Below are 13,003 nucleotides of genomic sequence, written 5' to 3'. Positions count from 1 at the left end.
GATACATCGACGGGTTCTACAATCCCGTCAGGCGGCATTCATCGCTCGGCTTCCAGAGCCCCATCGCCTTCGAGCGAAAAGCCCGGGAAGTGAGCTAAACGCTCTCCATAAAAGTCGGGCAAGTCCAACCACCAGAGGCCTCATGTCGCCCACCGTGGTCTACTTCGACCAGATCAAAACCGACCAGAAGGGGCAGAGAGTAGCTTGAAGCAACCCGGAAAATGCCCAAGGGACGGGGAGCACCTCAGTTGAGCGCGGCTTTCTTGCTGCGGGCCTTGGTGACGAAGCTTTCGAGCACCTCGTCCTCGTGCCCCACAGCGCGCCAAAGGCAATGCAACTCGCTTTCATGCTCTCGATCCGTCGCTTCCGGATATCCGAGGCGAACATCGCCCCAAACCGATACCGCCACTACCTGACCGCTTCATGGCTGACATCAATCCTCCGCCGGTGGAGCAGATCCTCGGCGTTCCGCAGCGAAACCGGGAACCGGAAATACAGAATTACCGCCAGACGGATGATCTCAGGCGACGTCTTAAAGTACTTGAACGAGTTGGGTTTGGTCATGATCGGACGCAAGCCAGCGCCCTGCCCGGGCTCAAGCCCAGTTTGTTTGACAGAGCCCCGTCAGTTCGGGAGCTTGACTCACGCAGAAACGGCAGCCGAGGGCACAAGTTCAATGGGTCCTGACCCTTCTGTATCTGTGATCTGCTTGGTTTGCCCCGTCACGGGCACCGGTCAGGGGTGGTGCGCTACGTCTGACCCTTGTGGCATGGCCATGCTTCTTCGCCTGTCGGCACCGCCTCTCTTCATCGTCTCGAACAGTCGAATGCGGCCTTGCAGGATGCCAGCGCGATGCTGATCGTCGAAGTGCCCAAGATCGGCACGATCAGGGGCGAGAAGGCTGCCGCATTCGCAGTGGCGCCGCGCCGGCGGCACGTCGCCGTCGAGAGATTGGCGGTAACGCGGGCCAACGAGACATCCGATTCGGCGTAGGGCCTCACGTTGTGCCTTTTCCCTGATGCTTGTCGCTGCTTCACACCGACCACATCCGCCATCAGCTAGCGGCGCAGCACCTGAACGAACGCATCGTCGGGAAGGCGGCACAAACCGAATACCCCATCTGAGGCTAAGCTGGAGGTGTCGCGGCGGGGCAAGTTTGCATCGCGCCCGCCGCAAATCGATCTGCAACGTCAGGCGTGGTTCGCGCCGTCATCGCTGCCCCTGCCGCGGCCGCGGTCGTCACCTGCGGGGTCGTCGGCACCGCGCCGCGCCATCTGCACGCCGTCGAGGACGGGGCCCGAGGCATGGTTCGCACCGTCATCGCTGCCCCTGCCGCGACCACGGTCGTCACCTGCCGGGTCATCGGCACCGCGGCGGTGCAGCGGCTGCGGCAGGTCAGGGCCGCCAATGGTGAAGGTCGGCGTCGAGGCGTGTGCCGGCGCGGCGGGAAGGGCGAGGCCGGTTCCGGCGCAGAGAGCCAGTAGCGAAAGCGTGTAGGTCAGTTTCATAGGTTTCTCCTCCATGCGTGGGCTCCACCGCCCGATGGCCTAACTATCGGGGTTCCGCCGCACCGATCTATGGGGGGCGGACCACTGCGTGCCGGCCTTGGCCATCGGTCTGACAAAGACGGCACACGATGGTCCGGTGCCGCGATCAGACCAAGGTCTGAAACCCGCATCACTGCTTGGCGCACACCCTCGCGATCGGCCATATTAAGGTGAAAGTCTGGAATGGATCATGGCCATAGCTGATGCACTCGATTCCCGAGCAACGACGCCACCGCGGCCCGGGCCACGCCGGGCGGCGATGTTGCTGCATCACAAGTTCGCGCTGACCGGTAGCGTCGTTACCCTTATCGGGATGCTCGTGATCGGGCATCTCGTCAGTTCGCGCATCCAGTCGAGTGTCGTCCGTAACTCGGCGATCTCGAGCGCGGTCTATATGGAAAGCTTTATCGCGCCGCTGTCGCAGGAACTGGTCGCCTCGGCTGCGCTGTCGCCCGAAACCATCGCCCGCTTGGACCGGATGCTGAGCGGGCCGCCGCTCTCCGAGCAAATCTACTCCTCCAAGATCTGGCGGAAGGGCGGGTTTCTTGCCTACAGCACGGACAGCGATCTGATCGGGCGAACCTTTGAGCCGGGTGAAGACTTGAAGCGCGCCTGGAAGGGCGAGCTTAGCGCTTCGTTCGACGAACTGGAGGATTCCGAGAACTTGCGCGAGCGGCTGGCCGGCCTGCCGCTGCTGGAAGTCTACAATCCAATACACTCCATCCATACCGGCGAGGTCATCGCGGTGGCTGAAGTCTATCTTGACGCGTCGCAATTGATGAGCGACCTGCGCGCGGCCAGACTGGAAGCATGGTCAGCCGTTGCCGCGGTCACAGCCGCGACTTTTCTTGCCTTGTTCGGAATCGTCCGCGTAGGCGGCCTGACCATCGCGCGGCAAAACCGCGAACTCAGCGCCCGATTGGACGAGTTGTCGCGAATTTCGACACAGAACGCCGGGCTTCGCGAACGCGCCCGCGTTGCGACATTGCGCGCGACGGAAATCAACGAACGCTATATGCGCCGCGTCAGTGCCGAATTGCATGACGGGCCGGCGCAAGCTCTTGCGCTTGCCTCGCTCCGGTTTGCCTCGCTGGTTCGCCGCGCTTCAACGGCTGAATCGCAGCACGAGGCACAGGAATTGAAAGATACGCTCGACGACGCGCTGCGCGACGTCCGCAACCTGTGTCATGGACTGGCGCTTCCGGAACTCGAAGGGCGCACGATTGCGGAAACGTTGGAAATGGCGATTGGCATGCACGAAAGGCGGACCCGGGTGCAGGTTGGCCGCCGCTTTTCGTCTGGCAAGGCGCTTGGCTTGACGGCGCCGCATCCGATCCTAATCTGCCTTTATCGCTTTCTGCAGGAAGGGCTGATGAACGGGTTTCGTCACGCGGGCGGCAAGGGCCAGGTTGTCGAGGCGCGGCTCGACCCCGGTAGCGTCACCGTGTCGGTGACCGACAATGGTCCCGGTTTCGTTCCGGGCGAGACCAATATCGGGGGGCTGGGACTCAGTGGTCTGCGACAGCGGATCGAAAGTATCGGCGGAGAGTTTTCGGTTGAATCGCACCCCGGTCTCGGTACGCGGCTGACCCTGACGCTCTCCCGCGATGGCTGGTCGTGACAGACGGCGTTGGCATCGTGGTGGCTGACGATCACCCACTGTTCCGAGGTGGCGTCATCAAGTCGCTTGAAGAACACGGCGGGTTCGATGTGCTTGCCGGTGTCGGAACTGCTGACGAGGCGATAAGCGCCACAGAGCGCCATCTGCCCGACCTCGCCTTGCTGGACATTTCCATGCCGGGCTCCGGCCTGTCGGCCGCGGCGGAAATCGGTCGGCGGTTTCCGGCTGTCGCTACCGTCATGCTGACCGTGTCGGAAAGCGATGACGACTTGTTCGCTGCGCTGAAGGCCGGCGCGCGCGGATATGTGCTTAAGGGCGTGGACTCGACCGAGCTCGCGCGCGTGCTGCTGATCATTGCGGGCGGTGGGTCATACGTTTCGCCCGCGCTTGCGGCAAGGGTGTTGACCGCAATGCAATCCACCGACGCGCTCAGCCATCAGGCGCTGTCGGAAGGGCTAAGCGAGCGTGAAGAAACCATACTGCGGTTGGTGTCCAGGGGCCTCAGCAACAAGGAAGTCGGGCGTGAACTCGATCTGCAGGAAAAGACGGTGAAGCATTACATGACCAATATCCTTCAGAAATTGAACGTTCGTAATCGTGTCGAGGCCGCAATTCGAGCGCGTGATCTGGGATTATGAACGCTTGGATACAAGCCCACGCAGCATGCACGAACGGGAACCTCGACGCGTAACGCTGCAGCCAGACGAATTCGAACCCGTCTCAGCTTGGCCCGCAGAGCTGGGTATTTCCCCCATTTTTGCGGTGGCTTGGTCGTAGAATTTACGCGGCCGATTTCAGTTTCTGGGCGGGTGTCATCCCGCCGTTGCCCATGTTGGCGCGCTCATTGTTGCAGGACCAGAGCCACTCGGTGGCACTCTGCTACACCGCTTTGATCGTCTCGAAGATATCGAGGTCCAGCCATTCGTGCCGGATTGTCCGGTTGTAACGCTCGACATAAGCGTTCTGCTGGGGTTTGCCCGGTTGGATGTGGGCCAGGGCGATGCCCTTGTGCTCGGCCCATTCCATGAGGGTGCCGCTGATGTATTCCGGGCCGTTGTCGATGCGAATGGTTCGAGGCGCACCGCGCCATTCGATGATCTGGTTCAGCGCCCGGACGACCCGCTCGGCAGGTAGCGAGAAGTCGATCGCGCTGCCCAGGTCCTCGCGGTTAAAATCATCCAAGACGTTCAGCAGGCGGAACGGGCGGCAGATGTCCCGGGCGAGTTCCGGTACGTCGTTCTCGGGATCGTCGAAGACCTTCGCGAGGCGCGGCACATGGCCGATACCTTCGGACGTAGTGTGCCCGAACTCATCGAGGTGCGACCTGAGCGCGTTCACGGCTTCCGTGCGCTGCTTCACGAGTCGCTCGCGCGTCCGGAACGCCACCGCCCGGGCTTGCTGATCCGCGGATTTCGGTTCGACAAAGCGCATCGCGGGTCGCAGCGCCTCGGTAATCGCCTCGGCATCGGCCGCATCGTTCTTCTGCCGTTTCAGGAACGGCTTGACGTAATGCGGCGCAATCAGCCGAACCTCATGCCCGTGTCGCGCCATCTCACGCGCCCAGTGGTGCGCGCTGGCGCAGGCCTCCATCGCAACCAGGAACGGCGGCTGGTCCGCAATGAACCGGGCGAACTGCGGTCGCGACAGCTTCTCGCGGAACAGGACGGACCCGTCCGCTGCCGCCCCGTGGACCTGGAACACGTTTTTGCCAGATCGACGCCGATGATGGCAACCTTTCCCATGGATGCCCTCTCCTACAGCTTCTACGCCGATACCACGAGTTCGGCATATCGCGATGCCGCCAGGGGAGAGCGGCATCCATCCCATCTCCACCGCTCCGCGTAGCCGCTTCGCTACCAGCAGTCGGCGTACATGGCTAGCTCGGCTCCTAGCTGTCGCCGCCATTAGCCTCTCGCTGATACGAACGTTCCCGCTCGGGCCAGCGGGATTTTAGCCACTCAAGCACCGCTCGCAAGTCCGCCTCAGAGTAGGGATCTCCAAAGCCCGGCATGTTGCTCGCGTAGCTGCCGCCAATCACCGCCGCCGTTCCGCGTGTCATAATGTCGAGCAGGAGCTGATCGGAATGGTGCCAGGTGTGACCGGTCTCGTCATGTGGCGGCGCCGGCAGTCGGCCATCCGGCCCGGGCGAGCGCCAGTGTGGTTGACCTTCCAGATTGGTGCCGTGGCAGGAAGCGCAAGCGGCGGCGTAGACCGCGGCTCCGCGCGCAAGTTGCGCCGACGTCGCTGCACTTGATTTTTCATTTGCGCGCCACGCAAAGCCTGCCGCCGCGAGAACAGCGGCGGCAGCAAGAACCGTGGTGACTCGAACCGCACTCATGCGGACTGGACACCCAGTTCCGTCATCATGCCCGTCGCCATGTGCGCCATATGGTGGCAATGCAGCATCCAGGGCGCGACCTCGCCGGCGTCGAAGGCGATCGTGACCGACCCCATGGCCGGAACGTGCACCGTGTCCCGCATCGCACCGGCGAAGCGCTGGCCATTCACGCCGACGACCTGGAAGACATGCCCATGCAGGTGCATCGGATGCGCCATCATCGACATGTTGTGGAACATCATCTCGACCCGCTCGCCGGTCTTGACGGCAATCGGTGTATGGCTGCCCCAAGTCTGGCCGTTGATCGTCCAGACATAGGGCATCATCGCGCCGGACAGAATGACCATATGCGAACGATCAGGCGCGCGGTCGGACAAGGGATTGGCCGCGCGCAGGGCCAGTTCCTGCGTCGGGTCACCGGAAAAGGCCGGATGCTCGGCGTCCGACAGCAGGGCAAGGCGCGGGACAGCGGCACCCGAGGGCGCGAGGACGATCCCTGACCGCTCGCGCGCGCCTTCGCGCAAGGCAAGGATCGGGCGCGCCATGCCATCGGCCGGCAGTGTCAGTTCGATATCGAGCCTTTGCGCCATCGCGATGCCGAAGTGACGCCCGGTCAATGGCTGCACTGAGTGACCATCAACGGCGACGAGGCGGCCCTCGATCTCGCCCGTGTCGATCCAATAGACGGTCATCGAAGAGGCGTTCACGACGCGCAAAAGCACGCGACCGCCGTTTTCGACCGGAACCACTTCGGGGTCGTCCAGCGTGCGATCGTTGGCTACATAGGCGTCGAACTCAAAGTCGTTCAGGTCCATGGACATCCCGCCCATACCCGGCATTGCCCCCATCGCCCCATGGTTCATGCCCCCCATGTTGCCCATGCCGGGCATCTCGCTCATCCCCGACATTGCCTGGCTGCCCTGTTGCACCGTGCCGTGATCCATCGCCATGCCCCGGCTGATGGTGTCGAGCACCTCCTCGCCCGGACGGAAGGAGAGGTCGTGCAGGAACATCACCACCTCCTGCCGGTCGGCCGCCACGTCCTCGGCGCTGCGCACGATCAGCGGTGCGGCCAGCAGGTCAACCTCCTGTGCCGGGACATGCGCGTGCATCCAATAGGTGCCGGGATGCGGGTCATAGTCGAAGGACCGGCTGGCACCGGCCGCCAGCAACGGATTGGTGTTGGGCACCCCGTCCTGGGCATTGGGCGGGATCTGCCCGTGCCAATGGACGATGGTCTCGACATCCAGATCGTTGGCCAGATCGACGCGGAACCGCTGGCCCGGATCGAGCACCAGCCCGGACCGCCCCTGTGCGTCAAGCAGGCCAAGCACGCTGGCGGCGCGGCCGCCGATATCGAGCGTGCGGCGCGTGGCGCGCAAGGACAGGACACCGCCCGCTGCGCGTGCTGTCGCGGGGAGCGGCGCGGAAATCAAGGCGAGGCCGGTTGCGGCCGCGGTGCCAGCCATAAAATTGCGACGGGTTATAAGAGGCATCTTTGGGTTTCCAGAGGAGGGTTGAGATTGGTTGCTTGTTTGAGTGTTTCAGAGTTTCAGCCGTCGCAGCCTGAGCGCGTTGGCGATTACAGAGACCGAAGACATGGACATCGCCGCCGCCGCGATCATCGGCGACAGGACGACCCCGAAGACGGGGTAGAGAATTCCCGCCGCGATCGGAACGCCGGCGGCGTTGTAGACGAAGGCGAAGAACAGGTTCTGCTTGATGTTGCCGAGCGTGCCTATTGCCAGCTTGCGGGCGCGCACGATGCCCGTGAGATCGCCGCCGAGCAGCGTCAACCCCGCACTTTCCACAGCCACATCGGCACCCGTTCCCATGGCAATGCCGACATCGGCGGCGGCGAGCGCGGGGGCGTCGTTCACGCCGTCACCCGCCATGGCAATCTTCGCGCCCTTCGCCCGCAGGTCGTCGATCAGCGCCTTCTTGCCCTCGGGCAGCATCCCGGCGCGCACCTCGTCGATGCCAAGTTTTGCGGCCACGGCCTGTGCCGTGCGCTGGTTGTCGCCGGTCGCCATGATGACCTTGAGCCCCTGTGCGTGCAGATCGCGGATCGCGGCGGCGGTGGTTTCCTTGATCGGGTCGGCGACGGCAACGATGCCGGCAAGTGTGCCGTCCACTGCGACGAACATGGCTGTCTTGCCGTCGGCGCGCAGCGCATCTGCGTTTGCCTCAGCGGCTTCGACCGCAATTCCAGCCATCTGCATCAGGGCCGCGTTGCCAAGCGCGACGGTCTGTCCGCTGACCTTGCCGGTGACCCCCTTGCCGGTGACCGCCTCGAACCCGGTGACATTCTCCGGTTTCACGCCGCGCGATCTTGCCCCCTCGACAATGGCCTCTGCCAGCGGATGCTCGGAGCCGCGTTCCAGCGAGGCGGCGAAGCGAAGCACATCGGCTTCCGTTAGGTCCCCAAGCCCGACGACATCGGTCAGCTTCGGCTTGCCCTCGGTCAGCGTCCCGGTCTTGTCCACAATCAGCGTATCGACGCGCGCCATATGCTCCAGCGCCTCGGCGTCCTTGACCAGCACGCCCGCCTGCGCCCCGCGCCCTGCCGCGGTGGTGATCGAGATCGGCGTGGCGAGCCCCAGCGCACAGGGACAGGCGATGATCAGCACCGAAACCGCCGCCGCTATGGCGAAGACAAATGCAGGGTTTGGGCCGAGGAACAACCAAGCGAGAAAGGCCAACACGGCCACGCCGACAACCGTCGGCACGAAGATCGCCGAAACCCTGTCGGCCAGCCCCTGGATCGGCGCGCGCGAGCGACGAGCGCCGGCCACCATCTCGACGATCTGCGACAGGACCGTATCGGCGCCGACGGCCGTGGCGCGGATCGCCAGCGTGCCGTTCTTGTTGATCGTGCCGCCCGTCACCTTGTCGCCCGACACCTTCTCGACCGGCACTGGCTCGCCCGTGATCATGCTCTCGTCCACCGCGCTGTGGCCCGCGACCACCTCGGCATCGACCGGCACGGAGTCGCCTGGACGAACCCGCAAGAGATCCCCCGCCACGACGTTTTCCAAGGGTGCGTCATATTCCGATCCATCCGCCAGGATGCGGCGCGCAGTCTTCGGTGCGAGGTCCATGAGTGCACGGATCGCGTCACCCGTCCGTTCGCGGGCACGCAGTTCGAGCACCTGCCCGACGAAGATCAGGGCGACGATGACGACCGAGGCTTCGTAGTAGGTGCCAACCGTACCACCCATCCGGTATTGCTCTGGGAACACCCCCGGCAGGAAGGTCGCGACCAGCGAATAGAGATAGGCCGCCCCGACACCGAGCGAGATCAGCGTCCACATGTTGGGCGAGCGGTTGCGCAAGGAATCCAGACCGCGTTGGAAGAACGGCAGCGCAGCCCAGAGGACGATGGGAGTCGCCAGAACGAACTCCAGCCAAACCGACGCCTGGTGCCCGATCCAGTCGCGCACCGGCAACCCGACCAGACCGCCCATGGTCAGGATTACCAGCGGCACGGCCGCCGCCGCGCTGATCCACATGCGAAGAGTGAAGTCGGTCAGTTCGGGGCTCGGCTCGTCCGAGGGAACCATCGGCTCCAGTGCCATGCCGCAGATGGGACAGGCGCCTGGCGCGTCGCGGACGATCTCCGGGTGCATGGGGCACGTCCACTGCGTGCCCTTGGGTGCCCGCTTGCCAAGCTTGGCAGCGTTGCCCGAGGCATAGAACCAGGGATCGGCCTCGAACTTTGCCACGCAATTGTCCGAGCAGAAATAGAAGGTTTCACCGCCCTGTTCCCGGCTGCGCGCCTCGGGCCGGATCGTCACGAACATGCCGCAGACGGGATCCTTTGCCTTGGGTCCATCCGCCTTGTCGCCGTTCTTCTGGCGATCATGATCATGGCTCGAATGGTCGTGGTGATCGTGACTGTGCTCTGCCATGGCGCGCTCCTGTCGGTGGTTGCCGATCAGATAGTGCTTCCAGTAACTGGAAGGTCAATGCCTCATCCTCACTTGACCTTCCGGTTACTGGAAGGGCTATGTGGGGGTGAAGAAGTGGGGAGCGCCCCCGCGAAGCAGGAGAAAATCATGACATCGCGATCCCGTAGTTCGCTCCCCGTGAAGGCGGCAACCATTTCCGCCGCAGCGCTTATGACGCCACAAATTGCCTTCGCTGATCCGTCTGACGGCCAGTTCTACGGCCATTACGGCATGATGAACTGGGGCGGGTGGGTCTTCGGGCCAATCATGATGGTGATCTTCTTCGCCCTCCTTGTGGGCGCCGTCGTGCTGATTGCCCGGCTGCTTGGTGCTGGTCAATTTCATGTGACCGGCGCGCACCATCCCGGCGGCGACCGTTCGCTGGCGATCCTGCGTGAGCGCTTTGCCAAGGGCGAAATGACCGCGGAGGAATTTGCGGCCGCCAGGAAGACGCTCGAAGACTGACGGAGAAGACACAGACATGAACATCGGAGAAGTTGCCGAGGCGAGCGGCCTGCCGGCAAAGACGATCAGGTATTACGAGGACATCGCGCTGGTTCGCCCTGCGCGCGGCGCGAACGGCTACCGTGCGTTCAGCGAGACCGATGCGCACAAGCTCAAGTTCCTGAGCCGCGCGCGCTCGCTCGGCTTCACGATCGAGGAATGCCGCACGCTCTTGTCACTCTGGTCCGACCACGCCCGCAGCAGCGCCGACGTGAAGCGCGTCGCCGAGCAGCATCTGGAACGGATCGCCGCCAAGATTGCCGAACTTCAGGCGATGCAGGCTACGCTCAAGCATCTCGTCGGCCGATGCCACGGCGATGCCCGTCCCGACTGCCCGATCCTCGACGATCTGGCAGGCGAAGAAGGGAGCGACACCTGAAGGCCCGGACAGTTGCCCTCGGGGCGGCATCCATTGCCGTGATTGCGGGTGGCGTGTGGCTGCTGACGCCAAGGGCGCAAGAACCTCAGGCCGGAACCGCACAGGTTACGGTGGTCGTGCCACCCTTGACCGCCGAGGAAACGGCGGGACAGGATCTCTTCAACGCCAATTGCGCCGCCTGCCACGGACCTAACGGAATCGGCACTGACAAGGGGCCGCCATTCCTCAGCCGCATCTATGAACCGAAGCATCACGGCGACATGGCCTTCGTCATTGCCGCGCACCAGGGCGTTCGGGCGCATCACTGGCAATTCGGAAACATGCCGCCGGTTCAGGGCGTCACCGATCAGGATGTCCTGAAAATCGTGACCTACATCCGCGCTCTGCAGCGCGCCAACGGCATCCAATAAGAATACTCGGTGGTGTCAGCCGAGCTCGAACTGGCCTCTGCCTGAACGGTGATACTGCCTCTTGTGCCGCGCAAAGATCGCGCCACTCGGCGAGAGCGGCGGCGCGGTTCTTCCTGAAATTTATTCTCGAGTAGAAGCTACGCTCCAAGTTGAAATGGTTGTCGACGGAGGCGTGGACGGCGGCGAACATCTGCAGACTGCGCACCCGTCGAAACCGCTGCATTGCCCGTTCTCGTCGTCGCAATCGCAGGTGCGAATTCTCCGCCCGATTGTTGAACCAGCGACCAGGCCCGCCGCACCGGCCTCCTTCAATTCGGCGCTATAGGAGCGCAGTTTGTCGCTGACGAAAATGTGCGGTCGACCGTAGCGCTTCATTGATTTCTTGAGGAGTTTCAAAGCCGCCTTCTTGTCACGCGTCTTGGTCACGAAGCTCTCGGGAACCTTGCCCTCATGATCGACGCCCGCCAGAGATAGTGGGGCTCGCCGTTGATCTTCACAAACATCTCGTCGAGATGCCATTGCCATGGCGGCCCAGAACGCAAGCACTCGGCACGTTTCGGACGGATATCGGCGGCGAACATCGGTCCGAAACGCTGCCACCAGAACCGGGCCGGTTCATGGCTTATGTCGATGCCAAGCTCATACAGCAGGTCCTCGACGTTACGGAGCGAGAGCGGGAAGCGCACGTACATCATCACCGCCAGGCAGATGATCTCGCGCCACGCCTGAGCATCGCGGATGGAACGGTGGAACGTCCGGCCGTGATCCTCTCGCGCCAACCGCGCGGCACGTTACTGGCCCGCGATGAACTGGCGGGCTGGCTGCAAGGTATGACCCGTTACGCAGGCGGCGACTCGGATCGGCCGTTCTGGCTCGAAGCCTTTGGCGGGCGCGCCTACACGGTCGAACGGATGGGCCGCGAGCCGGTCCATATCGACCGCCTTGCCATCGGCGCGACCGGCGGCATTCAACCGGATCGCCTCAAATCCCTTCTGACCGGCTCGGATGATGACGGGCTCTTGGCGCGCTTCCTGTCGTTCTGGCCCGATCCGGTGCCCTTGTCCTCGACATGCCAGTGGAACTTGGACTGGAACTCACGGCCGTTATCGGTCCGGATCTCGCGGATGCGGAACGGGAAGGTTCCGATCACATGGTCGACGAAGTCTATGGCATTCGCCTCGGTGTGGCGTTCATAGATCTTGAGGGCGCGAATGCGGGTGGCATCGTCGATTGCCGTGAATTGGAACCGCCTGATCTTCTCGCCGCCTTTCCCGATGAAAGTCAGGAACGTGACGTCCATCTGGATGTGATGCCCTGGAACCTGCTTGTTGTAGCGTTTGGTGTGGACCTTGCGGACCCGGGTGCCACTGGGAAGCCGGTTCAGCCCATTGCGTTTGAGGATTCAGTAGACCCCGGCATCGGACATATTTATGCCGTGATAGCGCTCCAGGTACCAGACGATGCGGATCGACCCCAAGTGGTACTTGCGCCGAAGGTGCAGGACCTTCTCGGCGACCGCCGGCGGGGTTTTGTTGGGATGAATGTGTGGCACTGACCGCTTGTCGGGCAGTCCGGCTGCTCCCTGAGCCTGATAGACCTGACGCCACCGATAGAAACTGGCGCGGCCGATCCCAAAGTACCGGCATGTCTTGCCGACATTCCCGGTCGCTTCCGCATACGCAAGAATGCGCAGCTTGCGGCGGATCTCACGCTGGTCGCTGGTCATGAAATACATCCGCCCTCTCCGAAACGGAGATTGCCGAAGATGTCTCGCTTAACCGTACAGTCCTACAAAGCGCGGGTGTTGAGCGGAATAATCTTCATCGATTGCAATGGTTTGCGGTGGTGCGCTGCGCCGAGGGAGTATGGCCCGTATTCATTCCCGACATCTGGTGGTTCGGAACCCGATCGACTCATCCTCGATCCGATCCACCGGATGCCGGGACTGAACAGCTAGCGCACTGTGGCTACAAATCTGCTACATGCAATCCGCACGGACCGATTGCCGCAACCCCAAAACGCTAGTTTGTTGCGCACTTGTAGAAGGGTTTGACGTGCGGAACTGAACGACGCTAACTCATTGAAACTATTGGCGGAAGCGGTGGGATTCGAACCCACGGAACCTTTCGGTTCGCTGGTTTTCAAGACCAGTGCCTTAAACCACTCGGCCACACTTCCGGGTTTACGGGCCGGGACTTGGCGCCGCCGGATGGCCTCCGTCTGCGCCTGCCTGCCTCGTCCTGAACGGGCTTAG

10 protein-coding genes, 1 tRNA gene and 6 pseudogenes are annotated in these 13,003 nt (G+C 63.0%); 7 read left to right on the top strand and 10 right to left on the bottom strand.

The features are described 5' to 3' along the window. Positions 1-250 precede the first annotated feature (250 nt). Positions 251-334 (bottom strand): annotated as a pseudogene (locus tag OE647_RS20250) (IS6 family transposase); the annotation flags it as partial. Between the two features lie 77 nt (positions 335-411). Continuing rightward, positions 412-564, bottom strand: a pseudogene (locus OE647_RS20245) (IS6 family transposase); the annotation flags it as partial. 288 nt (positions 565-852) lie between these two features. Here OE647_RS20245 and OE647_RS17740 point away from each other — a divergent pair. Then, the gene (locus OE647_RS17740) at positions 853-993 is read left to right on the top strand and encodes a hypothetical protein (protein WP_263723099.1); all 141 of its coding nucleotides are present in this window, start codon (positions 853-855) and stop codon (positions 991-993) included. A 197-nt stretch (positions 994-1,190) separates the two neighbouring features. Here the strand turns inward: OE647_RS17740 and OE647_RS17735 are convergent, their stop codons facing one another. Beyond that, positions 1,191-1,508 carry a hypothetical protein gene (locus OE647_RS17735; RefSeq protein ID WP_263723098.1) on the bottom strand — a complete coding sequence of 106 codons (318 nt, stop codon included), beginning with the start codon at positions 1,506-1,508 and terminating at the stop codon, positions 1,191-1,193. A 229-nt stretch (positions 1,509-1,737) separates the two neighbouring features. Between OE647_RS17735 and OE647_RS17730 the strand changes: the two genes are divergently transcribed. Both OE647_RS17730 and OE647_RS17725 read left to right on the top strand, forming a co-directional pair. Continuing rightward, complete coding sequence (locus tag OE647_RS17730; RefSeq protein ID WP_263723097.1) at positions 1,738-3,168, top strand: sensor histidine kinase; 1,431 nt, start codon at positions 1,738-1,740, stop codon at positions 3,166-3,168. Continuing rightward, complete coding sequence (locus OE647_RS17725; protein ID WP_263723096.1) at positions 3,165-3,806, top strand: LuxR C-terminal-related transcriptional regulator; 642 nt, start codon at positions 3,165-3,167, stop codon at positions 3,804-3,806. Before OE647_RS17730 ends, OE647_RS17725 begins: the two co-directional genes overlap by 4 nt. Positions 3,807-3,948: 142 nt before the next feature. Here the strand turns inward: OE647_RS17725 and OE647_RS17720 are convergent. The 4 genes and pseudogenes from OE647_RS17720 to OE647_RS17705 all read right to left on the bottom strand — a co-directional run bounded on the left by OE647_RS17720 (position 3,949) and on the right by OE647_RS17705 (position 9,417). After that, positions 3,949-4,986, bottom strand: a pseudogene (locus OE647_RS17720) (integrase core domain-containing protein). A gap of 70 nt (positions 4,987-5,056) precedes the next feature. Then, the gene (locus OE647_RS17715; RefSeq protein ID WP_263723095.1) at positions 5,057-5,506 is read right to left on the bottom strand and encodes a c-type cytochrome; all 450 of its coding nucleotides are present in this window, start codon (positions 5,504-5,506) and stop codon (positions 5,057-5,059) included. Further along, entirely contained in the window at positions 5,503-7,002 is a 1,500-nt protein-coding gene (locus OE647_RS17710; protein ID WP_263723094.1) for a multicopper oxidase family protein, read from the bottom strand. The genes OE647_RS17715 and OE647_RS17710 overlap by 4 nt, the downstream gene beginning before the upstream one ends. Before the next feature lie 48 nt (positions 7,003-7,050). Next, complete coding sequence (locus tag OE647_RS17705) at positions 7,051-9,417, bottom strand: heavy metal translocating P-type ATPase (protein ID WP_263723093.1); 2,367 nt, start codon at positions 9,415-9,417, stop codon at positions 7,051-7,053. Between the two features lie 147 nt (positions 9,418-9,564). Here OE647_RS17705 and OE647_RS17700 point away from each other — a divergent pair, with 147 nt between their 5' ends. The 3 genes from OE647_RS17700 (at position 9,565) to OE647_RS17690 (ending at position 10,749) form a co-directional block, all read left to right on the top strand. After that, positions 9,565-9,921, top strand: a complete 357-nt coding sequence (locus OE647_RS17700) for an SHOCT domain-containing protein (RefSeq protein ID WP_263723092.1) — start codon at positions 9,565-9,567, stop codon at positions 9,919-9,921. A 16-nt stretch (positions 9,922-9,937) separates the two neighbouring features. Beyond that, positions 9,938-10,339 carry a Cu(I)-responsive transcriptional regulator gene (gene cueR / locus OE647_RS17695; protein WP_263723091.1) on the top strand — a complete coding sequence of 134 codons (402 nt, stop codon included), beginning with the start codon at positions 9,938-9,940 and terminating at the stop codon, positions 10,337-10,339. 125 nt (positions 10,340-10,464) lie between these two features. After that, complete coding sequence (locus OE647_RS17690) at positions 10,465-10,749, top strand: c-type cytochrome (RefSeq protein WP_318527965.1); 285 nt, start codon at positions 10,465-10,467, stop codon at positions 10,747-10,749. Positions 10,750-10,804: 55 nt separating this feature from the next. On the opposite strand, the pseudogene OE647_RS17685 reads toward OE647_RS17690, so the two are convergent. Further along, positions 10,805-11,444, bottom strand: a pseudogene (locus tag OE647_RS17685) (IS6 family transposase); the annotation flags it as partial. Between OE647_RS17685 and OE647_RS17680 the strand changes: the two are divergent. Further along, positions 11,367-11,744: pseudogene (locus OE647_RS17680) on the top strand (DUF3987 domain-containing protein); the annotation flags it as partial. The pseudogenes OE647_RS17685 and OE647_RS17680 overlap by 78 nt on opposite strands. A gap of 59 nt (positions 11,745-11,803) precedes the next feature. Here OE647_RS17680 and OE647_RS17675 read toward each other — a convergent pair. Beyond that, a pseudogene (locus OE647_RS17675) lies at positions 11,804-12,475 on the bottom strand (helix-turn-helix domain-containing protein); the annotation flags it as partial. Positions 12,476-12,839: 364 nt separating this feature from the next. Beyond that, positions 12,840-12,927: transfer RNA gene (locus OE647_RS17670), tRNA-Ser, on the bottom strand. Between the last annotated feature and the right edge of the window lie 76 nt (positions 12,928-13,003).

The sequence above is a fragment of the Albidovulum sediminicola genome, from assembly GCF_025751575.1.
Lineage (GTDB): Bacteria > Pseudomonadota > Alphaproteobacteria > Rhodobacterales > Rhodobacteraceae > Albidovulum > Albidovulum sediminicola.
This window is presented reverse-complemented; position numbering and strand designations above follow the sequence as displayed.

Excerpts from the sequence above, each read along its gene's own strand:
- OE647_RS17740 (WP_263723099.1), top strand. The coding sequence starts at position 853 with ATGCTGATCGTCGAAGTGCCCAAGATCGGCACGATCAGGGGCGAGAAG.
- OE647_RS17735 (WP_263723098.1), bottom strand. The coding sequence starts at position 1,508 with ATGAAACTGACCTACACGCTTTCGCTACTGGCTCTCTGCGCCGGAACC.
- OE647_RS17730 (WP_263723097.1), top strand. The coding sequence starts at position 1,738 with ATGGCCATAGCTGATGCACTCGATTCCCGAGCAACGACGCCACCGCGG.
- OE647_RS17715 (WP_263723095.1), bottom strand. The coding sequence starts at position 5,506 with ATGAGTGCGGTTCGAGTCACCACGGTTCTTGCTGCCGCCGCTGTTCTC.
- OE647_RS17710 (WP_263723094.1), bottom strand. The coding sequence starts at position 7,002 with ATGCCTCTTATAACCCGTCGCAATTTTATGGCTGGCACCGCGGCCGCA.
- OE647_RS17705 (WP_263723093.1), bottom strand. The coding sequence starts at position 9,417 with ATGGCAGAGCACAGTCACGATCACCACGACCATTCGAGCCATGATCAT.
- OE647_RS17700 (WP_263723092.1), top strand. The coding sequence starts at position 9,565 with ATGACATCGCGATCCCGTAGTTCGCTCCCCGTGAAGGCGGCAACCATT.
- cueR (WP_263723091.1), top strand. The coding sequence starts at position 9,938 with ATGAACATCGGAGAAGTTGCCGAGGCGAGCGGCCTGCCGGCAAAGACG.